23 protein-coding genes are annotated in these 24,303 nt (G+C 49.7%); 3 read left to right on the top strand and 20 right to left on the bottom strand.

Annotation, left to right across the window (positions count from 1 at the left end; genetic code table 11):
• Positions 1-94: 94 nt before the first annotated feature.
• The gene (locus tag B0D95_RS18150) at positions 95-2,881 is read right to left on the bottom strand and encodes a TonB-dependent receptor (RefSeq protein ID WP_078045177.1); all 2,787 of its coding nucleotides are present in this window, start codon (positions 2,879-2,881) and stop codon (positions 95-97) included.
• A 324-nt stretch (positions 2,882-3,205) separates the two neighbouring features.
• Positions 3,206-4,828, bottom strand: coding sequence for an alpha-glucosidase family protein (locus tag B0D95_RS18145; protein ID WP_078045176.1), 1,623 nt, complete (start codon positions 4,826-4,828; stop codon positions 3,206-3,208).
• 384 nt (positions 4,829-5,212) lie between these two features.
• On the opposite strand from B0D95_RS18145, the gene B0D95_RS18140 reads away from it, so the two are divergent.
• Both B0D95_RS18140 and B0D95_RS18135 read left to right on the top strand, forming a co-directional pair.
• Positions 5,213-7,618: a glucan 1,4-alpha-glucosidase gene (locus tag B0D95_RS18140; RefSeq protein ID WP_078045175.1), complete on the top strand. Its 2,406-nt coding sequence runs from the start codon at positions 5,213-5,215 to the stop codon at positions 7,616-7,618.
• Between the two features lie 108 nt (positions 7,619-7,726).
• A complete protein-coding gene (locus B0D95_RS18135) occupies positions 7,727-9,199 on the top strand; it encodes an MFS transporter (RefSeq protein ID WP_078045174.1) in 1,473 nt (490 codons plus the stop codon).
• A gap of 72 nt (positions 9,200-9,271) precedes the next feature.
• Here B0D95_RS18135 and B0D95_RS18130 read toward each other — a convergent pair whose 3' ends face one another.
• The 4 genes from B0D95_RS18130 to B0D95_RS18115 form a co-directional block, all read right to left on the bottom strand.
• Positions 9,272-10,312 (bottom strand): LacI family DNA-binding transcriptional regulator, encoded by a 1,041-nt coding sequence (locus B0D95_RS18130; protein ID WP_078045173.1) that lies wholly within the window; start codon positions 10,310-10,312, stop codon positions 9,272-9,274.
• A gap of 112 nt (positions 10,313-10,424) precedes the next feature.
• Positions 10,425-11,351 carry a transporter substrate-binding domain-containing protein gene (locus B0D95_RS18125; RefSeq protein ID WP_210403646.1) on the bottom strand — a complete coding sequence of 309 codons (927 nt, stop codon included), beginning with the start codon at positions 11,349-11,351 and terminating at the stop codon, positions 10,425-10,427.
• A gap of 127 nt (positions 11,352-11,478) precedes the next feature.
• Entirely contained in the window at positions 11,479-12,066 is a 588-nt protein-coding gene (gene ssb / locus B0D95_RS18120; protein ID WP_078045172.1) for a single-stranded DNA-binding protein, read from the bottom strand.
• Positions 12,067-12,169: 103 nt separating this feature from the next.
• Entirely contained in the window at positions 12,170-13,564 is a 1,395-nt protein-coding gene (locus tag B0D95_RS18115) for an MFS transporter (RefSeq protein ID WP_078045171.1), read from the bottom strand.
• A 226-nt stretch (positions 13,565-13,790) separates the two neighbouring features.
• Here B0D95_RS18115 and uvrA point away from each other — a divergent pair, with 226 nt between their 5' ends.
• Positions 13,791-16,640 (top strand): excinuclease ABC subunit UvrA, encoded by a 2,850-nt coding sequence (gene uvrA / locus B0D95_RS18110; protein WP_078045170.1) that lies wholly within the window; start codon positions 13,791-13,793, stop codon positions 16,638-16,640.
• A 145-nt stretch (positions 16,641-16,785) separates the two neighbouring features.
• Here the strand turns inward: uvrA and rplQ are convergent, their stop codons facing one another.
• The 14 genes from rplQ to rpsN form a co-directional block, all read right to left on the bottom strand.
• Positions 16,786-17,178, bottom strand: coding sequence for a 50S ribosomal protein L17 (rplQ, locus tag B0D95_RS18105; protein WP_078045169.1), 393 nt, complete (start codon positions 17,176-17,178; stop codon positions 16,786-16,788).
• 137 nt (positions 17,179-17,315) lie between these two features.
• Positions 17,316-18,302, bottom strand: coding sequence for a DNA-directed RNA polymerase subunit alpha (gene rpoA / locus B0D95_RS18100; protein ID WP_007644499.1), 987 nt, complete (start codon positions 18,300-18,302; stop codon positions 17,316-17,318).
• A 26-nt stretch (positions 18,303-18,328) separates the two neighbouring features.
• Positions 18,329-18,949 carry a 30S ribosomal protein S4 gene (rpsD, locus tag B0D95_RS18095; RefSeq protein WP_007644498.1) on the bottom strand — a complete coding sequence of 207 codons (621 nt, stop codon included), beginning with the start codon at positions 18,947-18,949 and terminating at the stop codon, positions 18,329-18,331.
• Between the two features lie 12 nt (positions 18,950-18,961).
• Positions 18,962-19,357, bottom strand: a complete 396-nt coding sequence (gene rpsK / locus B0D95_RS18090; RefSeq protein WP_007644497.1) for a 30S ribosomal protein S11 — start codon at positions 19,355-19,357, stop codon at positions 18,962-18,964.
• 56 nt (positions 19,358-19,413) lie between these two features.
• Positions 19,414-19,770, bottom strand: a complete 357-nt coding sequence (rpsM, locus tag B0D95_RS18085) for a 30S ribosomal protein S13 (protein ID WP_040393175.1) — start codon at positions 19,768-19,770, stop codon at positions 19,414-19,416.
• Between the two features lie 230 nt (positions 19,771-20,000).
• Positions 20,001-20,117, bottom strand: coding sequence for a 50S ribosomal protein L36 (gene rpmJ / locus B0D95_RS18080; RefSeq protein WP_012486383.1), 117 nt, complete (start codon positions 20,115-20,117; stop codon positions 20,001-20,003).
• A gap of 22 nt (positions 20,118-20,139) precedes the next feature.
• A complete protein-coding gene (gene secY / locus B0D95_RS18075) occupies positions 20,140-21,477 on the bottom strand; it encodes a preprotein translocase subunit SecY (RefSeq protein WP_078045168.1) in 1,338 nt (445 codons plus the stop codon).
• A 10-nt stretch (positions 21,478-21,487) separates the two neighbouring features.
• The gene (gene rplO, locus B0D95_RS18070; RefSeq protein WP_078045167.1) at positions 21,488-21,922 is read right to left on the bottom strand and encodes a 50S ribosomal protein L15; all 435 of its coding nucleotides are present in this window, start codon (positions 21,920-21,922) and stop codon (positions 21,488-21,490) included.
• 1 nt (position 21,923) lies between these two features.
• Positions 21,924-22,109: a 50S ribosomal protein L30 gene (gene rpmD / locus B0D95_RS18065; protein ID WP_040393171.1), complete on the bottom strand. Its 186-nt coding sequence runs from the start codon at positions 22,107-22,109 to the stop codon at positions 21,924-21,926.
• Between the two features lie 34 nt (positions 22,110-22,143).
• On the bottom strand, positions 22,144-22,653 hold the full coding sequence (gene rpsE / locus B0D95_RS18060; RefSeq protein ID WP_007644490.1) for a 30S ribosomal protein S5: 510 nt from the start codon (positions 22,651-22,653) through the stop codon (positions 22,144-22,146).
• A 9-nt stretch (positions 22,654-22,662) separates the two neighbouring features.
• Entirely contained in the window at positions 22,663-23,013 is a 351-nt protein-coding gene (rplR, locus tag B0D95_RS18055) for a 50S ribosomal protein L18 (RefSeq protein ID WP_078045166.1), read from the bottom strand.
• Positions 23,014-23,022: 9 nt separating this feature from the next.
• Positions 23,023-23,556 (bottom strand): 50S ribosomal protein L6, encoded by a 534-nt coding sequence (rplF, locus tag B0D95_RS18050; RefSeq protein ID WP_078045165.1) that lies wholly within the window; start codon positions 23,554-23,556, stop codon positions 23,023-23,025.
• A 13-nt stretch (positions 23,557-23,569) separates the two neighbouring features.
• Positions 23,570-23,962 (bottom strand): 30S ribosomal protein S8, encoded by a 393-nt coding sequence (gene rpsH, locus B0D95_RS18045; RefSeq protein WP_078045164.1) that lies wholly within the window; start codon positions 23,960-23,962, stop codon positions 23,570-23,572.
• A 30-nt stretch (positions 23,963-23,992) separates the two neighbouring features.
• The gene (gene rpsN, locus B0D95_RS18040) at positions 23,993-24,298 is read right to left on the bottom strand and encodes a 30S ribosomal protein S14 (RefSeq protein ID WP_049630912.1); all 306 of its coding nucleotides are present in this window, start codon (positions 24,296-24,298) and stop codon (positions 23,993-23,995) included.
• Positions 24,299-24,303 lie beyond the last annotated feature (5 nt).

Raw genomic sequence — 24,303 nt, 5'->3', positions numbered from 1 at the left:
TCCTCCCATACCCCTTAATTGATATCTGAAAAAAAACCCTACTGACAAACTGCCAGCAGGGTTTTTTATTGATCACATCACAAGCCGAGGCAGCTTAGAACTTGTAGTTGAAACCTAACAGATAGTTAGCACCAAAGTATTGGTATTTACTGACCTGACGGGCATCATCAGCGGCAGCGGTAACTGTGTCTTCATCGGTAAAGTTTTGCGCTTGCAATGTGATTGTCAAGCCTTCCAACCCACGCACACCGGATTCACTGAAGTCATAACCAATTTGGGCATCCCACAGCTCGGCGCCTTGGTCAACAATGGGCACCAACGACAAGCTGACACCGCGCTCTTCTGTCAGGAAGGAATCACGCTTACGACCACTCACACGGAACTCAAAACCACCGCGCTCAAAGTACACCGTCAGTTGATAGGACTCTTTTGACAAGCCAGGAATCTGCTGTGTAACGCCGTTGTAATCAATTTCGCCATCCAGGAAAGTACCGCTTGCAGTTACACCAAAGCCATCCAATGCATCGCTAAAAATATGGAAAGGCAAGCTGACTTGTACTTCATTACCCGCCACGTAACCAGCACCGGCTTCAACAATTGCGGTGGTAACGCCACTGGTTGAAACCAGTGTAGGAATGCCAGCGTCGTGGTATCCGGGAATAATATAATCGGTGAAATCCGTGATTACGCTACTGGTCAAATGCCAGTTTTGCAAATCCTTATAGAAATAGGCGACCGATACAAAACCATCGGCGGCAAAATAATATTCATAAGAAATATCCGTTTGTATCGCTTCTATTGGCTTTAAAGTCGCATTGCCAGAAGAACCGCTCCATGCACTAAACTCCGGGTCACTACTTTGACGGCGAGCCTGGTCAAAGGAGAAGGCGATGGTGTTGTTTGGTTTCATCGAATCCATACGCGCACGCGATGCGGTTTTGGATGCAGCAAAACGAACAACCTGATCGTCGGTCAATTGGAAGTTCATGTTCAGGCTTGGCAACAACTTAGTGTATTTGTCCCCATCGGTAGTCGCTGTTGTCACCACAGTGCCGTCGTTGCCGGTATAGGTGTCAAAGCCGGATGCGCTTTGATCCGAAGACACAATTTGCAAACCAACATTACCGCTCAGAATACCGGTTTCAAATTTTGCCAAACCGTAAGCCGTAGTAATTTTTTCAGAGATTTCGTAGCTGTCGCCTTTACGTGCCGTTTCATATTGGCCTGCGTCAATTTCTTTGTACACGCCATCTTTATAGAGGCCGATACCATCATAGGCCAAGATGCTACCTAATCCGAGGAAACTTAAATCGGCAGAGCCAACAATATATTCTTCCGGAACAGCAATATCGCCACCGACAATCGTCACGCCGTTTGTGTCATAAAAACCGGGAGCAATCAGGAAGGCACCGTAGTTAACTTTGGATTTGGTACGGTCTGAATAATTCACACCAAACTCTACGCCGTTAACAATAGAAAAACTGACATCACCTTCTGCTTGTAAACGCAAGGTATTCAAATCTTCTTCAAACAGCGGGTTATTTACAAAACCGTCTTGCGCATTATTGTTGCCGCCAACGATCGGGGCAATTGCACCGCCCCAAGCTTGCGGGCCAGCCAAACGAATAATGGATGCATCGGAATAATCAGGCATTGCAATGGTTGAATGCGGACCGAACATCACGCCTTTTGAATTCAGCACATAAGAACGCGCAGCGGGTGCACCCTGTGTATCAGTGCCTGCACGACCAACACCGGAATAGCTCTCCATGTTGATCAGGTCTTTTGAGGATTCACCTCTTGCTGCATCCAGAGTTAACGCCCAATTATCATTTAATTGATATTCAGCATTAAAACCAAAGGTGGTGAGTTCACCGTCTTTCACTTCGCCATCGTTGCGAATAACGCTGTGGAAACCACTCCATTCACCGGAAGTTACCAAACCATTATCGACAGTGGCGTGCACATTGGTTACTGCATCACCGCCCCAAATAGTGCCTTCTTCAACACCACGGAATACTTTGCTGTCAGTAAAATCAATATAGAGCGCATCAAAAGTCAAACTCAATTGATCATTGGGTTCAAATTGCACAACAGCTGAATAGGTATCGCGATCCATCAATGAAGAGCGCACATAAGAATCATGGCCACCCAGACCAACGGTTGATGCGTTCACATCCGCATAACCCCATGCACGGAATTGTTGTTCCTGACTGGGAGATTCCATAGTGGCAATAGAGACAGCAACACCGACAGTGTCATCTGCAAATTTATCGGAATAGGTAAACGCAACACGATGGCCTTTATCATCGAAATCCGGGTTAGCAGATTCCAGGTCATTCATTTCATAGCTGCCGGTGATGCTGACAATACGATCTTTTTCCAGCGGGCGCAGGGTTTGCAAATCAACAATACCACCCAAGCCTTGATTCACATGATTTGCACTTGGTGTTTTATACACCATTGCACCGGCAATAATTTCTGATGGATACAAATCGTATTCAACGCCACGGTTATCGCCAATACCTAAAATTTCGCGGCCATTCATGGTAGTTGCTACGTAGTTTTCATTAAAACCACGCACAGAAATACCACTGGTACGACCATCGCGACGTTCACCGGCAAGACCGGGCAAACGCGCTAAAGATTCTGCAATACTGGTATCAGGCAATTTACCTATGTCTTCCGCATAAATGGCTTCAACAACAGTATCTGCATTTTGTTTTGCAGAAATAGAATTTTGTAAACTGGCACGAAATCCGGTTACCAGTACTTCTTCAATAGCATCTGCTGATTTTTGTGCGTAAACCGCTTGTGAACCTGACACAAGCGCCATAGTGGTTGCTAATGCCAGCATGTGATTAAAGGTTTGCTTCTTCATGGTCTTATTCTCTCCAGGAAATCTACTTTTATTTTTAACATTGTGTAATGACAACAGTCCGTTTTTTGTAATGCTTGTCAAATTGCACAGTTCTGTCGTTGCGGGGATAGTAGGCGTTGGAGGATGACACTCACAATAGAATGCATACGTATTCAAACCTCCGCATACGTATGCAGTCACATGAATAAGGTGAACTTTGTTTTTGTAGCGATGACCGAATTAGCAATTCAGCTCTTCATTAACAGCACTGAATAATGACAGGCATAAAAAAAGAGGGTCTATGCCCTCTTTAATATTGACCGATACCCATTGTTGTTGACTTGATTACATCACCCGTGCAATGACGGTGCCGTGCGCAGGAATAGTGAGTCGCTCATACGAACCTGAGGTGGTTGCACAACCATGGCCCTCCGCCGCTTGCAGTTGGTATGTTGTATCCAGAGTGACTGTATTTTCTTGCGCAGAAAAATTAAATGCACAGAGCAATGTGTCGTTGCCATAGTGACGTTTGAATACCAAATAATTGTCTGCATCAGCCACAAAGGCAATATCACCCAAACGCAGTGCAGGCTGGTCTTTACGCCAGTGCATAAATTGGCGATAGGCATTGAGGATGGATGAGGGATCATTATCCTGCAAACTCACCGCTTGCTCTTTGTGTGCCGAGGGCACCGGCAACCAGGTTTTAACTTGTGAGAAACCGGCGTAGGTTTCGGTGTGATTCCATGGCATAGGCGTGCGACAACCATCGCGGCCTTTAAAGCGTGGCCAGAAAGTAATGCCGTAAGGATCTTGCAATTCGTGTTGTTGAATTTGCGCTTCAATCAAACCCAATTCTTCGCCCTGATAACTGCACACACTTCCGCGCAATGAAAATAACAGCGCATTGAGTGTTTTGGCTAATTGTGGCGATTGGTCTTTGCCGCCCCAGCGCGACATAAAGCGAACCACGTCGTGATTGCCAATCGCCCAGCAGGGCCAACCTTCCAATAAATTTTTCTCCAGGGTCTCTACTGTTTCACGAATGTAGGTGCCGGATAAGGTATCCACCAACAATTCAAAACTGTAAGCCATGTGCAAGCGCGAGTTGCCGGCGGTGTATTCCGCCATGGTTTTCAGTGAATCTTCCGAGGCGATTTCACCCAGGGTCACTGTGCCAGGGTAGCGATCCATTAAGGTGCGCAGCGATTCCAAAAATTCCAGGTTTTCCGGGCGATCGCAGTCATAAACATGGCGCTGGAAGGCGTAGGGATTATCTTCGCGGAAACCGCGCCCTCTGCGCTCTGCTTCCGGTTTGGCCGGATTGCTGCGCAGCAGTTTGTCGTGGAAGCAAAAGATGATCGCATCCAGACGCAAACCATCCACTCCGCGTTGCAACCAAAATTCCACTTCTTGCAAAATTTGTTCGCGCACTTGCGGGCAGTGATAATTTAAATCCGGCTGGGATTTTAAAAAGTTGTGCAAATAATATTGGCAGCGACGCGGCTCCCACTCCCAGGCTGAACCGCCAAAAATAGCGAGCCAATTGTTGGGCGGCGTACCGTCCGGCAGGGGGTCGGCCCACACATACCAATCGGCTTTGGGGTTGTCGCGCGATTCTCGACTCTCAGAGAACCAGGCGTGCTGATCCGAGGTGTGACTGAGCACCTGGTCGATAATAATTTTAATGCCGCGCGCATGGGCTTTGGCAATCAATTCATCAAAGTCAGCGAGGGTGCCAAAAATCGGGTCTATATCGCGGTAGTCGGAAATGTCGTAGCCAAAGTCCTTCATGGGCGACTTGAAAAAAGGTGACACCCAAATCGCATCCACCCCCAAGCTCGCGATATAGTCGAGCTTGCTGATAATACCGGGAATATCGCCGATGCCATCGTTGTTAGCATCCATCAAACTACGTGGGTATACCTGATATACCACGGCACCGCGCCACCAGGGAGTTGTTGTCATTGGGGAAATCTCTGTTTTTTATTAATGTCACAAACGCGCACAGTGCGTTTGTATTGCGTAATACCAACATACGCCAGCGCCCTTTTTTCGCCAAGTGACTACATACGTATGCAGATCGCTGTGATGTTATTTATCGTTACAAAAGCCATAGAATACGTATTCATAAATGCGGTGGCGTTTTGAATTGCGCCAATAAACAGCCACATGGCACGACTGCATACGTATGCAAGGTGAATACGTATGCACTTGCTTGAGTTGAATCCCCCCAACACCTAATGTGACTCAATAGTCATTTCTGCAATGAATGATCGAGCTTATATAGCGAAGAGCAGGCTGTAGCAGAACACCAATAATTAATAGTGATATCGACACGAGGATTCTGTGATGAAAAAAAAACTACTCGCCATTTTGGTGAGCAGCAGCCTTTTGCTCGGCGCCTGCTCCGATAACTCATCCACAACATCAACCTCCACTGCACCTTCTGCTGTAGCACCTGGCGCGCCCGGCAATGCCGCTGTTTGGTCTTACGCGGGCAAAACCGGTATAGGTACGTCTTACGAGCAATACACCGATGGCGCTTACAAAGATACTGGCGCAACCGGCACCATCTCCAAAGTGTGGTTTTCCATCGCGCAGGGCGTGTTAACAGAAACCATGTATGGCCTGATCCACGAAGCCCAATTGCAAGAATTGCAGTTTTTTGTGAAAGGTGATGGTTTCCTCGACGAAGAAAAGAAAGACACGATTTCCACTGTCGAATACTTAATTACTGACGATCAAGGTCGCCCACAATCCCTCGCGTACAAAATTGTGAATCGCGATAAAGAGGGAAAATACGAAATTGAAAAACACATTTTTACCGATCCGGATTCACAAACCTTGATGATGCGCGTGCAATTCCGTGCACTGACCGCCGATGTAACACCTTACGTTTATGTTAATCCGTCTATTGCCAACACCGGCAGTAATGACAGCGCCCGCTCTGTGGATGGCGTGTGGATCGCGACCGATGGCGACACCAGTATGACCGTCAAAACCACCGCTCAGGTAACGCAAAGTACAGTAGGATTTGAAGGCGTATCCGACGGTATCGCCGACCTTAAACAGCATGGCGCACTCACACAAGCCTACAACACTACCGGCGACAGCAAGGGCAACGTCGCCATGACCTTGCAGCTTGCTGAGGTGAAATCCGGTGCGAGTACGCAATGGGATCTGGTGTTAGGTTTTGGGAAAACACCAACCGACAGTACCGCTGCTGCCGAGCAAACCCTGGCGAAGGGCTATGACAAGGTACTGGCGCATTACAACGGTGACGGCGATGCCATCGGCTGGCGTGACTTTTTACAAACCCTGCCCGCACTGGAAAAACTCTCTGCCACGGCGACTGACGGCGGCAAGCTGGCCTACACCAGCGCCATGGTGTTAAAAGCGCAAGAAGACAAAACCCACGCCGGCGCCTTTATCGCCTCCCTATCCAACCCTTGGGGCGATACCAAATCTGCCGAGAAATCCGCTACCGGCTATAAAGCGGTTTGGCCGCGCGATTTCTATCAAGTCGCCATGGCGATGCTCGCGTTGGGTGATCGTGAGTCACCGCGTATCGCCTTTGAATATCTGGAAAAAATTCAGGCGAGTGACAAAATCGCAGGCTACAGCGGCACACCCGGCTGGTTCTTGCAAAAAACCCATGTGGATGGCGAAGTGGAATGGGTAGGCGTACAACTGGATCAAACCGGTATGCCACTCATGCTCGGCTGGCGCCTGTGGAAGGAAGGCATTTTCAGCGATGCCGAAATCACCCAGTGGTACAACACAATGCTCAAGCCTGCAGCCGACTTCCTCGTGAACGGCGGTCAGGTGAAAATCCTCTGGAACGACACCACCATCAAACCGCCCTATACCCAGCAAGAGCGTTGGGAAGAGCAGCAAGGCTATTCGCCCTCAACTACTGCGGCGATTATCGCCGGGCTGGTATCGGCGGCGGATATCGCCACCCAAGCGGGCGACACTGAAGGCGCAGCCAAATACCTTGCAGCCGCCGATAAATATTCCAGCGAGCTGGAAGCCAAAACATTTACCACCAATGGCTCACTCACTGGCGATTTGGGTAACGGCCAGTACTATTTGCGCATCAACGCCAACGAAGACCCCAATGATCGCTCGGCACTGGGCACCAGCAACGCGCAGGTGATCAACGATGAATCCCAGGTTATTGATGGCGGCTTTCTGGAACTGGTGCGCTACGGTGTACGCGCGGCAACCGACAAGCATGTACTGGAAACCATCCCCGAGTACGACAACCTCAAACTGCCCGACTTGCTGCGCACCAAATATGAATTCACCTTCCCCGGTGTAGAGGGCACATTCCCCGGCTGGCGCCGTTACGGTATAGACGGTTACGGTGAAGAAATCACCGCTGGCAAAGGCTATGTGGAAGCCAACAACTCTACCGATGGCCGCGGCCGCGTCTGGCCCTTCTTTACCGGCGAGCGCGGGCACTATGAACTCGAACTGGCAAAAGCCAATGCCAGTGTCGATATCAACGCCCTGCGCAATACCTATGTCAAAGCCATGGAGCTGTTTGCCAACGAGGGCATGATGCTGCCAGAGCAAGTATGGGATGGTGTAGGCAACAACGACACTTACAACTATCGCCTGGGCCAAGGCACCAACGGCGCCACCCCCTTAGCCTGGACCCACGCGGAATACATTAAACTGCTGCGCAGCTATAGCGACGGCAAGGTGTGGGACAGAAACGACAGCACTGAAGCGCGCTATGTGAAGTAACGAGCCTGGTGCCACCAAGCCCGCGTACCGAGAGGATCGGTACGCGGGTTTTGGTTAATAAGAATCGACAACTACACTCAACTAAACCAATAACAAAGGCAGTCCACAATGAAGCAACCCACCCTTCCCTTTTGGCAGGTCTGGAACGTCAGTTTCGGATTTCTGGGGGTTCAACTCGGTTTTGCGCTACAAAACGCCAACGTCAGCCGTGTGCTCTCCGATCTGGGTGCCGATTTGCACTCTCTCTCCCTCTTCTGGCTCGCCGCGCCCATTATGGGACTGTTGGTGCAGCCGATTGTCGGCGCCGCCTCTGATCGCACCTGGAACCGTGTTGGCCGTCGCCGCCCCTACATTCTGGGCGGGGCAATTGCCGCTGCCCTCGGCATGCTGCTCATGCCCAATGCCTCACTCTTTGTTGCCTTCATCACCCCCATGTTATTTGGCGGCCTGATGCTGGCCTTAATGGATGGCGCCTTCAATGTCACTATGCAGCCCTTCCGCGCGTTAGTGGCAGACATGGTCCCCAATGAGCAACGCACCCTCGGCTACTCTATTCAAGCGCTGCTGATTAATATTGGCGCGGTTATTGGTTCCATCCTGCCGTTTGTGCTGACCAATGTCATAGGGCTGGAAAATACCGCCCCCAAAGGCGAAGTGGCACCTACCGTCACCTGGGCGTTTTACATAGGCGCCAGCGCCCTGTTCCTCACCGTGCTCTGGACCGTTATTCGCACCAAAGAATATGCCCCGGCAGAGTACAACCGCTACAAAGGCTTGACCGCCGCCGTAGCGCCCGCCGTGAAGCCCTCCCTGCTCAAACGCCTGGGCGATTTCTGGCGACTGTTTGTCAACATGCCGAAAACCATGCGCCAACTGGCGATAGTGCAGTTCTTCTCCTGGTTCTCGTTATTCATTATGTGGGTCTACACCACCCCGGCCATCACTCAATATATTTGGGGTATAGAAGCCAAATGGTTTGACTCAGATTACCTGCACTCGCTGGAAACGATTCCGTCCGAAATTGCCGCCGCCAAGGGCGCCGCAGGCGACTGGGTGGGGATTATCTTTGCCGCCTATTCATTATTTGCAGCGCTCTTCTCCATTGTGCTCACACGCATCGCCAACCGCTTGGGGCGCAAGCTTACCTACTCACTGTCACTGCTCGCCGGTGGCTTGGGCTATATGAGTTTTATCCTGTTTCAAAACGCCGATATAGTGCATGTGGATTTATTGATAACCCAAGTGGATGTGCCCCAGGGCGCGCTGGATTTATTAATTCCCATGATCGGTATCGGCATTGCCTGGGCAGCCATTCTCGCCATGCCCTACGCGATATTGGCGGGTTCCCTGCCTGCCGATAAAACCGGCGTTTACATGGGCATTTTTAATTTCACCATTGCTGCACCACAAATTGTGTCGGGCTTGGTTGCGGGGCAAATTTTGAAATATGTCTTCCACAATGAAGCGATTTATATCGTCATGCTGGCGGGTGTATTTATGATTCTCGGGGCGCTGTCCGTGTATTTTGTGCAAGACAACAACGCCACCAGCGATGCAGCCCCAGTTCCGCAAGGACATTAATATTTCGCACTGGCCGCCATAAAAAAGCCCGCTGCACATTCCATTGCAGCGGGCTTTTTTTACTAACCGATGTCAGGCTTTAAGTGGTTTGGCACCACACGAACCACGCACCATTAATTTTGCTGGCAACAACAGGGATTCCGGCCGTTCACCGCTCACCAGTTTTAATAAATTCTCCACCAATAATTCGCCCGCCAACTGCGTGTCCTGTTGCACCGTGGTGAGTGGCGGGTGGGTATAGGCGGCCATTGGAATATCATCAAACCCCATGAGCGCCACATCCCTAGGCACATGCAAACCAGCCTCTTCCAATGCCGTCATGGCACCAATCGCAATTAAATCACTCGCACCAAAAACCGCATCAAAAGGCACACGGCGCTGCAGCAAACTCATGGTCGCTTTGTAGCCCTCTGCCTCGGAGGTTTCGGCAGCTACTTGCAACTGCGGGTCTACCGCAATACCCGCCTCCTGCAAAGCCTTACAAAAGCCGTGATAGCGATCGGCAAACTCGGGGCTGTGCTCGGAGACATCACCTAAAAAAGCAATATTTTTATGGCCAAGGCCAATCAAATGCTGCGCCGCATGATAAGCGCTGTTGAAATTATCGCAGCCAATGGATACACCGGGCTGCCCCTCCAACACCGGGCCCCAGGTAATAAAATGGGCTCCCACTTCGGTGAGATAGGTCAGCTTTTTCACAAAGGTTTCGTAATCGCCATAGCCTAAAAAGATAATACCGTCAGCGCGGTTGGCATCTTCATAATCCGCGTGCCAATCCTCGCTGAATTGCTGGAAAGAAATCAGCAAATCAAATCCGCGATTGGCTGAGGCGCGCGTAATACTGCCCACCATCGACAAGAAAAAAGGATTGATCAGGGAATTACCTGTACCGTGATGTTCGCACAATAACAGTGCAATTGTTTTCGTTTGCTGGGAGCGCAAACTGCTCGCATTTTTATCCACTTTGTAATTGAGTTCGCGCGCAATTTGTTGCACTTTCAGACGCGTTTCTTCATTGACCAGCGGACTGTTACGCAGCGCGCGCGATACGGTTGATTGTGATACGCCCGCGCGATAGGCAATATCAAAGGATGTAGGTTTATCGTCTTTCAACTGTGCGACCCTCGCTATAATGCTATTGTTGTTGTAGTGGATCTATTATTTTTTGGGTGATGTCAGTCAGGGATACTACATCAGCATCCCTTATAGGTATAGCAACTTAAACTTAAAGCGACGGCGTAAAGTCTTTCATGTCAGCCGGTAATATCGGATTCTCCAGCGTGATTTTTGTGCGCGACTTCAGTCCGATTGCCTGCAATTGCGTACCAAAATAACGTTCAAACAACGCATCCAGTTCACCGTTTGTTGCAATCTTATTCAAACCGCGGCTAACGCGCTCGGCCAGTGCCGGATTGGCCGGATTCACATAAAACACCAGCGGAAAGGGGTAATACACCAACAGCGATGGCTCCACGATTAATTGTCCCGACGCCGCAGCGCGCTCCTTGAACACACCATCAACTTCATTTGCCCCAAAGGTTACATAATCGAATTCTTTATTTTGCAAACGCACAAATAAATCGTCAAAACTGCCCTTCTCTATCACCGGATAACCGTTGTGGCGAAACAGCGCTGCATCGGCCCAGGTAGCAGGAATTCCCATGGTAAATTGCTGCAACTGTGCCGGTGTTTTAATTGCTGCAAACTTGTTTTTGTCTGCCGCGCGAATAATTAAAATGCGGTGCCCCAATAGCCCTTTCATCAACGGCTGGGGAATTATCATTTTCGCTTCATTTGCCAGCTTGCTATTGCCAGCCACTGTGCCAAAAATATCAAACCCTTTGGTGCGAAATACACTGGCCTCGTCTTCTGCGCGAGGAAAATCAGTCACGTCCTCCTCCAGCATCCAATCGCCCGCCACCTTGCTACTCGCCTTTAATGCCAACACCAACACCTCGCGCTCATACTGCTGGCGCGAGGCAGTTTTATTGCCATTCCACATCTTGATTACCGCTTGCTGTGCGGGCAACGCCTCACTGGCATTACCAGCCAATGAAAACATCGCACAACAGGCAAGCAGTAGATATCCAAGGCGATGTAATTCACCCGCGACCACCCCCAAGCATGCTCGGGAAAATCGAAATAGCGTCATGATACAAACCTCTTTTTATTGTTAATAATCAAATCGGCACAGCTAAAACCCAATGGCCAGATGCAAAACAGGGCGCACTTGGTAGCAAGTGCGCCCTGTTTAATCCTATTAACGCATTGCTGCGCGATCAGAAGGGAATATCGTCATCAAATGAATCAAAACCGGCAGGTTGCGGCGGTACATTTTGTTGCGGTGCAGGGCGATTTGCTGGCTGGCCGAAACCACCTTGATTGCCGCCCTGATTATTGCCTGCGGGTTTAGGAGCCGCTTGATTGTAGGCGTTTTGTGCCGGGCCATTATTGTACTGGGGCGTTTGATCGAACCCACCCGCCATGGCGGCCGCACCACCCATCGCATTGCCCATGCCTGAGCCATCACCACGGCCATCCAGCATTTGCATTTCGCTGGCGACAATCTCGGTGGTGTAGCGATCGCTACCGTCTTGCGCTTGCCATTTACGGGTGCGCAAGGAACCTTCGATATACACTTTGGAACCTTTCTTCAGGTATTCACCGGCGATTTCACCCAGGCGATTAAAAAATACCACACGATGCCACTCAGTGCGCTCTTGTGGTTGGCCAGTGTTTTTGTCTTTCCAGGTTTCCGAGGTGGCTACGCTGACATTGGTCACGGCACCGCCGGAAGGCATGTATTTTACTTCCGGGTCTTGCCCGATATTGCCAATTAAAATTACTTTGTTAATACCACGAGCCATAATCGATTCCTCTTTGTTTACCGGGTATCTGCCTTCTGTTTTTTGTACTTCGGCAGCTTTCAAGTTTCTGTTTAAGTGCCCCCACAGGGGTTGCGACACTCTACTATAGGGACGGTTGCTTATCCACAATCGCCGCGAGCATTTTACGATCCACACGACGCTGATCTACCTTGAGGTAAATCGTGTTTTCCGAAGCGACAATCACCACCTCGGCGACACCGTCAACGGCGCGCAGTTTATCGGCCAACGCCTGTTGATCCTGCCCATTAAATGGAATCAACACACTGGCCAAAAAGTGCGGCGGCTTCATCGACCAGGCAACCGCGAGCCATATGGCTACCAACAGGGCATTGAGTAAAAACACGGCGTTAGCGCCCTGCGTTTGCAACAGCCAACCACCCAATGCACCACCGCCAAATACACCTAATACCTGACAGGTTGAGTAAATCCCCGTGGCCGTTCCCTTGGCACCTGCCGGTGCAATTTTACTCACCATCGATGGCTGGGTCGCCTCCAGTACGTTAAAGGCGATGAAAAAAATAAACAGCACGAACAAGGCAAAAAATCGATTGCCGCCCACTATCATCAGGGCCAGCTCGGCAATCAATAACAGCCCTACCGCCAGCAGGAATACGCTTTTAATCTTGCGGCGTTTTTCCGCGATAATCACAAATGGCAGCATCAGCACAAAAGCGAAAGCCAACAGCGGGAAGTAAATTAGCCCGTGATAATCACGCGGGATGAGCAGTTGATCCTGCAACATAAGCGGCAGCACCACAAAGCTCGACATCAAGACAAAATGCAGCACAAAAATACCGACATTCAGGCGCAGCAACTGCGGGTGCAACAGGGTTTTACCCAATAATGCAGGCACCGCCACCGCCTCCCGCTTGGAGCGAACAGTGTCTGCCACATTGGGTACCAACTTCAGCAGGATATACACACCCACCACACCCAACACGGCCGTCAGCCAGAAAATTGCCGATACACCGCCCCAGGCCGCCAACAAGGGCCCGGCAGTCATGGCCAACGAAAAGGACACACCAATAGACGCACCGATAGTGGCCATGGCCTTGGTGCGATTCTCTTCCGACGTGAGATCCGTGAGCAACGCCATCACCACCGCAGAAATAGCACCACCGCCCTGCAGGAAGCGCCCGAGAATCAACCCGTACACCGATTCCGCCAGCGCCGCCACTACACTGCCCAGCACAAATACAATCAACCCCACCAGAATCAGTGGCTTGCGACCAATGCGATCCGACAAAACGCCAAAAGGAATCTGCAACAGCGCCTGGCTAAAGCCGTAAGCGCCCAGTGCCAAGCCCAACAGAAACGGACTGTGATGCGCATATTCAGTGCCATAGAGCGCCATCACCGGCAGCAACATAAACAAACCAAACATGCGGAAGGTATAGAGCGCCGCCAATGACCAGACGACTTTCTTCTCGAAAGGCGCGGGAGTGGCGAATTGAATTGAACTAGCCGGTTCTTGCATGGGAGATGTATCGAGTGAGAGGTTTTACAAAAGGGCGACAGTGTACCAACTAGCACCAAGCACAAACCACCAATCCCCAAAAGAATCTCACCGCCGGGCTTTACCAACACTTACCGAATAATCCACATCAGTGACATCTGTCAGCAGGGCATTGGCGTATAATCTGCCCTTTTGGGCGATTGCCGTCGCCTCTTCTTTTGTCAGTAGCCTGGGTGGATTGCAGTAGATGGACAAAATTATTGTGAGGGGTGCCCGCACCCACAACCTGAAAAATATTGACCTGGATATCCCGCGCGACAAACTCGTCGTTATTACCGGCCCCTCGGGCTCGGGCAAATCCTCGCTCGCATTTGACACCCTCTACGCCGAAGGCCAGCGCCGCTACGTGGAGTCGCTATCGACCTATGCGCGCCAATTCCTGTCGATGATGGAAAAGCCCGACGTGGATCATGTGGAGGGTCTGAGTCCGGCCATCTCCATCGAGCAAAAATCCACTTCGCATAACCCTCGCTCCACAGTGGGAACCATCACTGAAATTTACGACTACCTGCGCCTGCTCTATGCCCGCGTCGGTGAAGCGCGCTGCCCGGAGCACAATGTACCGCTCGCCGCGCAAACTATCAGTGAAATGGTCGATACCACCCTCGCCCTGCCCGAAGGCACCAAGCTCATGCTGTTGGCGCCGGTAATCCGCGACCGCAAAGGCGAACACCTGCATGTGTTCGAGCAACTCAAGCGCGACGGTTTTATTCGCGCGCGTATCGACGGCATATTGTGCGACCTGGACGACACACCCAAGCTCGACAAGAAAAAGAAACACACGGTCGAAGTGGTTATTGATCGTTTTAAAGTACGTGAAGACCTGAAACTGCGTCTGTCAGAATCCTTTGAAACCGCGCTCAACCTGTCAGAAGGTATCGCCTGCATCAGCTATATGGATGGCGAAGCACCGGACCGCCTGTTTTCCTCCAAACATGCCTGCCCGATTTGCGATTACAGCCTGACCGAACTGGAACCACGCCTGTTCTCGTTTAATAACCCTGCCGGCGCCTGCCCCACCTGCGATGGCTTGGGTGTGCACCAATTCTTTGATGAAGACAAAGTGATTCAGGACACCAGCCTGAGCCTGTCCGACGGCGCCATCCGCGGCTGGGATAAACGCAATGTCTACTACTTTCACATGCTGGCATCGCTCGCCAAACACTACGGCTTTAACGTCGATACCCCCTGGGCCAAACTCAAAGCAAAACAGCGCGAAGCGGTTCTTTACGGCTCTGGCGACGAGGTTATCGAATTCAATTACATCAATGATCGCGGCGATGTCTACAAACGCAGCCACAGCTTTGAAGGCGTACTGCCAAATATGGAACGCCGCTATCGCGATACCGAATCCAACTCGGTGCGTGAGGACCTGACCAAATTCCTCTCCAGCCAGCCCTGTCCGGACTGTGAAGGCACGCGCCTGCGCATAGAAGCGCGCAACGTCTTTATCGACGAGCGCCCACTGCCCAGAATCACCGAAATGCCCGTTGCCGATGCCTACAATTACTATATGCAGCTGGAGTTTAGCGGCCGCAAAGCAGGCATCGCCGACAAGATCCTCAAAGAATTGCGCGATCGTTTCCGCTTCCTGGTCGATGTAGGCCTGAACTACCTCACCCTCAACCGCAGCGCCGAAACCCTCTCGGGCGGTGAGGCGCAGCGTATCCGCCTCGCCAGCCAAATCGGCGCCGGACTGGTGGGCGTGATGTACATCCTCGATGAACCCTCCATCGGCCTCCATCAGCGGGACAATGAACGCCTGCTAAAAACCCTCACCCACTTACGCGACATAGGCAATACCGTCATTGTCGTAGAACACGATGAAGATGCCATCCGCCTTGCCGACCATGTGATCGACATAGGCCCGGGCGCAGGTGTGCACGGCGGCCAGGTAATCGCCCAAGGCAACGTTAAAGCGATCATGGCTAACAAGGAATCCATCACCGGCCAGTATTTAAGCGGTACCCGTGAAATTGCCATACCCGCCAAACGCCATCCATTTGATGCAAAAAACAAACTGCGGTTGATTGGCGCCAAAGGTAACAACCTGCAAAACGTCACCCTGGAAATTCCTGTAGGCCTGATGACATGCGTCACCGGTGTCTCGGGCTCCGGCAAGTCCACGCTGATCAACGCCACACTGCACCCACTCGCGGCCACAGCACTGAACGGCGCCACCACCCTCGACCCTGCGGCTTACGACAGCATCGAAGGCCTGGAACTGTTCGATAAATGCGTCGACATAGACCAAAGCCCAATCGGCCGCACGCCCCGCTCCAACCCGGCGACCTACACCGGTATATTCACACCTATTCGCGAGCTCTTTGCAGGCACCCAGGAATCCCGCTCACGCGGCTACCAACCCGGACGCTTCAGTTTCAACGTCAAAGGCGGCCGCTGTGAAGCCTGTCAGGGCGACGGCGTCACCAAAGTGGAAATGCACTTCCTGCCCGACGTTTATGTCCCCTGCGATGTGTGTAAAGGCAAACGTTACAACCGCGAAACACTGGATGTGAAATACAAAGGCAAGAACATCCACGAAGTGCTGGAAATGACGGTAGAAGACTCGCGCGCCTTCTTTGATGCCATCCCCTCTATTGCCAACAAGCTGCAAACCCTGATCGATGTAGGCCTTTCCTATATCCGCCTTGGGCAATCAGCCACAACGCTCTCGGGCGGCGAGGCACAGCGGGTAAAACTCGCGAAAGAGTTATCAAAGCGCGACACAGGCAAAACACTCTACATACTCGACGAACCGACGACAGGCCTGCATTTTTATGACATCCAACAATTGCTGAATGTATTGCATCGCCTGCGCGACCACGGCAATACCGTTGTTGTGATCGAACATAACCTCGATGTCATCAAAACAGCAGACTGGATAGTCGATTTAGGCCCGGAGGGCGGCAGTGGCGGAGGCCAAATCATCGCCACCGGAACACCGGAAGAAATTGCACAACTTGAACATTCCCACACCGGGCGCTTTTTGAAACCCATGCTAAAAGTGAAAAAGACCAAAGCGGCAAAAAAATAAACTGCTGCGATAAAAAAGCCGGGCAACTAACCCGGCTTTTTTAATGGGCACCTTCCAACTCGTATTTATAAGCGCGTTCGCCTACAAAAAAACAGGCATAAAAAAACCGGACGCTAGGTCCGGTTTTTTTATGCACAGTGAGAACTTATTCAGCTTCTACTGCAGAATCAAGTGCTTTAGCAGGGCGATCAACCAGCTCAACATAAGCCATTGGCGCTTTATCACCAGCACGGAAGCCACATTTCAAAATACGAACGTAACCGCCTGGACGAGTGTTGTAACGTGGGCCTAATTGGCTGAACAACTTACCTACAGCTTCTTTGTTGTTCAAACGGGCGAATGCCAAACGACGGTTAGCAACGCTATCTACCTTGGCCAAAGTGATCAAAGGCTCTGCAAAACGACGCAGCTCTTTTGCTTTTGGCAAAGTAGTTTTAATTAATTCATGCTCAACCAAAGAAGTAACCATGTTACGGAACATAGCTTTACGGTGAGAAGCATTACGGCCTAATTGACGACCACTTAATTTATGACGCATAACAAATATCCTTCAAAAATGGATTGCTAGTAGCAATCTCGTTAATCACCCGCACCGAAGTGAGTTAACGGGCGAACTAATAATAAAAACCAGCGACAAACATCACTTGGGTGATATTTGTCGCTGGTTTCAGGTTTTTAGTCGTTTCTCAAACTGGCTGGTGGCCAGTTTTCCAAACGCATACCGAGGGACAATCCGCGTGAAGCCAGAACGTCCTTAATTTCGGTAAGAGATTTTTTACCCAAGTTTGGCGTTTTCAACAGCTCAACTTCTGTGCGCTGAATCAAATCACCAATGTAGTAAATATTTTCCGCTTTCAAGCAGTTTGCTGAACGAACGGTAAGCTCCAAGTCATCAACAGGGCGCAACAGAATTGGGTCAATAGCCTCTTCTTTTTGCTCTGGAGCTGATTGTTTCTCACCTTCCAAATCAACAAACACAGCAAGTTGCTGCTGCAGAATAGTTGCTGCGCGACGAATAGCTTCTTCCGGATCAATGGTACCGTTGGTCTCCAAATCCAAAATCAACTTATCCAAATCAGTGCGCTGTTCAACACGAGCGCTTTCAACGCTGTAAGCCAAGCGCTTAACAGGGCTAAAAGAGGCATCTAACTGCAAGCGACCAATTGCACGGCTTTCATCATCATCACGACGACGGCTGTCAGCTGGCTGGTAGCCACGACCACGTGCGATGGTTAAGCGCATTTTCAATTCAGTATTGCCAGTAATGTTAGCAATCACATGATCTGGATTTTTAATTTCCACATCATGATCTAACTGAATATCAGCAGCAGTCACAACGCCGGGGCCTTTTTTGGTCAAGGTAAGAACTGCGTGATCCTTACCATGCATAATTACAGCAACACCTTTGAGGTTCAGAAGGATTTCAATAACATCCTCACGAACACCTTCAATAGCGCTGTACTCATGCAACACGCCTTCGATTTCCACTTCAGTTATGGCGCAACCAGCCATAGAAGAGAGCAAAATACGACGCAATGCATTGCCTAAAGTATGCCCGAAGCCACGCTCCAATGGTTCCAAAACCACGCGTGCGCGGGTTGGCCCACTTTCTGAAACATCGATATGACGCGGAGTTAAAAATTCGTTTACTGCAGTCTGCATAGCAATACCTGTTAGCGGTTCGTCCCTTACTTAGAGTAAAGCTCGACGATGAGGTTCTCGTTGATGTCAGCAGGCAAATCAATGCGATCAGGAATGCGCTTGAATACGCCTTCTTTTTTCTCGCTGTTAACATCCACCCACTCAACATTACTACGTTGGCCAGCCAAGTTCAGTGCGTTTTGAACACGCAATTGCTTCTTGGCTTTTTCGCGAACAGCAACAACATCACCAGCAGCAACCTGGAAAGACGCAACATTGACAGTTTTGCCATTTACACTGATTGCTTTGTGAGAAACGAGTTGACGTGATTCTGCGCGAGTTGAACCAAAGCCCATGCGATAAACAACGTTATCCAAGCGGCATTCCAGCAACTTCAGCAAGTTTTCACCGCTGGCGCCTTTACGACGAGCAGCTTCTTTGTAGTAACCACGGAATTGCTTTTCAAGGATGCCGTAGATACGACGCACTTTTTGCTTTTCACGCAGCTGTACACCGTAATCAGACAAACGACCACGGCGTTGGCCGTGTTGACCAGGTGCAGTTTCAATTTTACATTTAGAGTCTAACGCACGAGCACCACTCTTCAGAAAAAGATCAGTGCCTTCACGGCGAGACAGCTTACAGGTAGGTCCAATATAACGTGCCATTCTCTAATCCCCTTACACGCGACGTTTCTTCGGCGGACGACAGCCGTTGTGAGGAATCGGCGTTACGTCAGTAATGTTAGTGATCTTGTAACCAACATTGTTAAGTGCGCGAACAGCTGATTCGCGACCTGGGCCTGGGCCCTTAACTTCGACGTCGAGATTTTTTAAACCATACTCTTTTGCCGCTTCACCAGCGCGCTCTGCAGCAACCTGTGCAGCAAAAGGTGTACTTTTACGTGAACCACGGAAACCAGATCCACCGGAGGTAGCCCATGCAAGCGCATTACCTTGACGATCAGTGATAGTCACGATGGTATTGTTAAAAGATGCGTGAATGTGGGCAACGCCATCGATCACGGTCTTTTTAACTTTTTTCTTGGTTGTGGTTTTATTACTTGGCTTCGCCATAGCAACTTCTTCCTACTAATTTGTTACCGTAAGTGAATGAAAGACGTAAGCAAGAATTACTTCTTAATAGGCTTACGTGGGCCTTTACGGGTACGAGCGTTCGTTTTTGTGCGCTGACCACGGAGCGGTAAACCACGACGGTGGCGCAAGCCACGGTAGCAACCCAGATCCATCAGACGCTTAATATTCATAGATATTACACGACGCAAGTCACCCTCTACGGTGCGCTTAGCAACCTCAGCACGGATAGCATCCATTTGCTCTTCTGACAAAGTGCCGATTTTTACATCTTCAGCAATGCCAGTGGCAGCACAGATTTGCTTAGCCGAGGTACGACCAATCCCATAAACATAAGTCAACGAGATAACGGCGTGTTTGTTATCTGGTATGTTTACACCAGCAATACGAGCCATTCAAATTACTCCAGTAACACTTAAATTGCAGCGCTGACAGCATATGCGCCACCCTCGCCCCTGAACAAAAGGCGCGCAGGATAGCTGCTAATACACCATAAATCAATAGCCGGGCAATTTCTCGCCCGACGACAGTCAGCGCCCCCTGATGCTTTTATTTAATACCCACATAAAGAATCAGGCTGGAATCCAACCGGATACCAGCCCGACATTAGGCGAATACTTAAATATTAGCCTTGACGCTGCTTATGACGCGGCTCAACACTGCAGATAACACGCAAAACACCGTTGCGACGCACCATTTTGCAATTGCGACAAATCTTTTTAACAGAAGCACGAACTTTCATGATTCAACCTCAATATCGCGGATTAGCGAGCGTTACCGCTGCCATATCCTTTCAAATTTGACTTCTTCATCAATGATTCATATTGATGAGACATCAAGTGAGCCTGCACCTGAGACATAAAGTCCATTACCACAACCACTACGATAAGCAGTGAGGTACCGCCCAAGTAGAATGGCACACCAGTGGCAACTACAAGGAACTCAGGAAGCAAACAAACTGCCGACATATAGATAGCGCCAACTACGGTTAAACGAGTAAGAACACTATCAATATACTTAGCGGAATGCTCACCAGGACGAATACCTGGAATATATGCACCCGACTTTTTCAAGTTATCTGCGACTTCTTTCGGGTTGAACATCAATGCCGTGTAGAAGAAACAGAAAAACGTTATTAATCCAGCAAAGAACAGAATATATAACGGTTGACCTGGGCCAATAGCCAATGCCAATTCTTGCAGCATTTCATTTACTACACCCTCGCCACCCTGACCAAACCATTGGGCGATAGATGCCGGGAACAACAAAATACTACTGGCAAAAATTGCAGGAATAACACCAGCCATATTAATCTTCAAAGGCAAATGACTACTTTGTGCTGCATACCCTTGGCGACCTTGTTGGCGTTTCGCATAATTTACAGTAATGCGACGCTGACCACGCTCAATACGAACCACAAACCAAATTACTGCAATAGCAAGGATACTAATAATCAGTAATGCGATAATGTGTAAGTCACCCTGGCGGGCACTTTCAAACGCTTGACCAATGGCACTTGGCATTCCGGCAACAATACCTGCAAAAATCAGCATGGATATACCGTTACCAATACCGCGTTCAGTTACTTGCTCACCTAGCCACATCATGAACACAGCGCCTGTAACCAAAGACACTACAGCTATGAAGTAGTAAGAAAATCCAGGTTCACCACCGAATGCGTAAGATGAAAAACTTACCGCCATGGCAAGCGCCTGAACTGTAGCAAGCACCACTGTAAAGTAGCGAGTGTACTGATTAATCTTGCGACGACCAGCATCACCTTCTTTTTTCAACTGTTCCAGCGAAGGAGTAACTGCCGTAAGCAACTGCATAATAATCGATGCAGAGATATAGGGCATGATACCTAAAGCCAGAATACTCATCCGCTCCAGCGCACCACCCGAGAACATGTTGAACATGCCCAAAATAGTGCCTTGATTCTGGTTAAACAGATTCGCAATTCTTTCTGGATCCAAACCCGGTACAGGTATATGAGTACCTATACGATAAATCACTATTGCCAGAAACAAAAAGCGCAGGCGAGCCCATAGCTCGCCTAAGCCTCTTTGATTTGCTAATGGCAGATTACCTGGAGTTGCCATTCGCGCCTCGTTACTCTTCTACTGTTCCGCCAGCGGCTTCAATCGCTGCTTTAGCACCTTTTGATACAGACAGGCCTTTAACAGTGACAGCTTTTTTGACTTCGCCTGAAGCGAAAATCTTTACACGTTTGATAACAGAACTAATCAAACCTGCTTGTTTCAGAGTCTCGATATCAACAATTGAACCCTCTACAGCATTCAATTCTGACAAACGGATTTCTGCAGAAACCAAGCTAATACGTGAGGTAAAACCGTATTTAGGCAGACGAATTTGCAGGGGCATTTGACCGCCTTCAAATCCTGGTCTTACAGAACCACCAGAGCGAGATTTCAAACCTTTGTGACCACGGCCAGCAGTTTTACCCAAACCACTACCGATACCACGACCCACACGCTTTTTCGCATGTGTACTGCCCGGTGCCGGGCTAAGGGTATTCAGACGCATCTTATTCTCCCTCTACCTTAACCAGATAGTTAACTACATTAATCATTCCACGCACTGATGGAGTATCTTCTACTTCAACAGTGTGACGAATGCGACGCAACCCAAGGCCTCTTACGCAAGCCTTGTGGCTCTCCAGGCGGTGAGCTGTGCTCTTAACCTGGGTCACTTTAATCATTTTCTTTGACATGGTGAATTCCGCCATCTAGTAATCGAAAAATCGATTAGTTCAGAATATCTTCAACACTCTTACCACGTTTTGCAGCAACGGCTTCAGGAGAAGTCATTTCTTTTAACGCGTTAAAAGTAGCGCGAACTACGTTTACCGGGTTGGTAGAGCCGTAGCACTTGGAAAGAACGTTCTGAATACCGGCGATTTCGAGCACAGCGCGCATTGCACCGCCAGCGATTACACCAGTACCTTGTGACGCTGGCTGCATATAAACTTTAGACGCGCCATGAACACCTTTGGTTGGGTATTGAATGGTATCGCCATTCAATTCAACAGTGATCATATTGCGACGAGCTGCTTCCATCGCCTTTTGAATAGCAATCGGGACTTCACGCGCTTTGCCGCGACCGAAACCCACTTTACCATTACCATCACCAACTACTGTCAGTGCGGTAAATTGAAAGATACGACCACCCTTAACAGTTTTAGCAACACGATTAACTTGAACTAGTTTTTCTTGCAAGCCTTCGTTGTTGTCTTCTTCTTTCTTAGCGTATGCCATATCTCACCTTTAGAATTCCAATCCGCCTTCACGCGCTGCGTCAGCCAGAGCTTTCACACGACCGTGGTATTTAAAACCACTGCGGTCAAAAGCTACCTGGGTGACACCAGCAGCTTTAGCGCGCTCAGCAATCAGAGCACCTACAGCTTTAGCTGCTTCAGCGTTACCAGTTTTACCACTGCGCAACTCTTTATCCAGAGTAGAGGCACTCGCGAGAACGCGAGCACCGTCACCAGAAATCAGTTGTGCGTAAATATGGCGTGGAGAACGGTGAATCGTTAAACGAGTAACACCTAATTCACGGATCTTGGCGCGGGCACGGCGTGCACGGCGAAGACGAGTTTGCTTCTTATCGCTCATATCCTAGCCCTACTTCTTCTTAGCTTCTTTACGCAGTACTGCTTCATCCGAGTAACGAACGCCTTTGCCTTTGTATGGCTCAGGTTCGCGGAAAGCACGGATTTCTGCAGCAACTTGACCCAGCAATTGCTTGTCAGCTGCTTTCAGTACAATTTCGGTCTGGCTTGGGGTTTCTACCGATACGCCCTGAGGAAGAACGTAGTTAACCGGATGAGAATATCCCAAAGACAGGTTTACAGTATTGCCTTCAGCTTTAACACGATAACCAACGCCAACCAATGACAGCTTTCTTTCGAAACCCTGGCTAACACCGAAAACCATATTATTTACTAGCGCACGGGTAGTGCCTGCTAGTGCATCAGACTGCTTGGCACCATCACGCGGGGCAAAAGTAAGCACGTTATTTTCGTGTTTAACTTCTACGCTTGCATGAACTTGCAGCGCCAATGTACCTTTGCTGCCTTTAACGGACAGTGACTGTCCGTTAAGAGTGACAGTCACTGCAGCAGGTACTTCAACCGGACTTTTTGCAACTCGTGACATGACGATTTCCCAATTAGAATACTGTGCAGAGGACTTCGCCACCCACGCCAGCGGCGCGTGCAGCACGATCAGTCATTACACCTTTACTGGTTGATACAATTGCGATACCCAAACCACCGCGAACGGTTGGCAGAGCAGCTTTACCAGCATAATTACGCAAGCCTGGACGGCTTACACGGTCAAGCTCAACAATAACTGGCTTGCCTTCAAAGTATTTCAGGTCAACGGTAAGTTCTTGCTTGGCGCCTTCACTTACAGAAAAACCATTAATGTAACCCTCGTCAGAGAGTACTTTTGCCACGCTTACTTTCAATTTTGAAGAAGGCATGGTTACAGATGCTTTACCCACGTTTTGCGCGTTGCGAATACGTGTCAGCATATCTGCCATCGGATCTTGCATGCTCATCAGATTCTGCTCCTAAAATTAAGCCGAGGCTTACCAGCTGGCCTTAACCAAGCCGGGGACATCACCACGCATGGCTGCTTCGCGCAACTTGTGACGGCACAGGCCGAATTTGCGGTAAACACCATGTGGACGACCAGTTACGCGGCAGCGGTTACGCTGACGTGAAGCACTAGCATCGCGAGGCATTTTTTGCAGTTTGATTTGCGCTTCCCATACTTGCTCTTCAGATGATGAAGGGCTGACGATAATTGCTTTCAATTCTGCACGCTTGGCGGCAAATTTTTTCACGGTTTCTGCACGTTTAACTTCGCGTGCAATCATAGATTTTTTAGCCATGACGT

The sequence above is a fragment of the Cellvibrio sp. PSBB023 genome (assembly GCF_002007605.1).
GTDB lineage: Bacteria > Pseudomonadota > Gammaproteobacteria > Pseudomonadales > Cellvibrionaceae > Cellvibrio.
The sequence above is the reverse complement of the archived record's forward strand: the minus strand, read 5'-3'. Positions and strand labels throughout refer to the sequence as shown.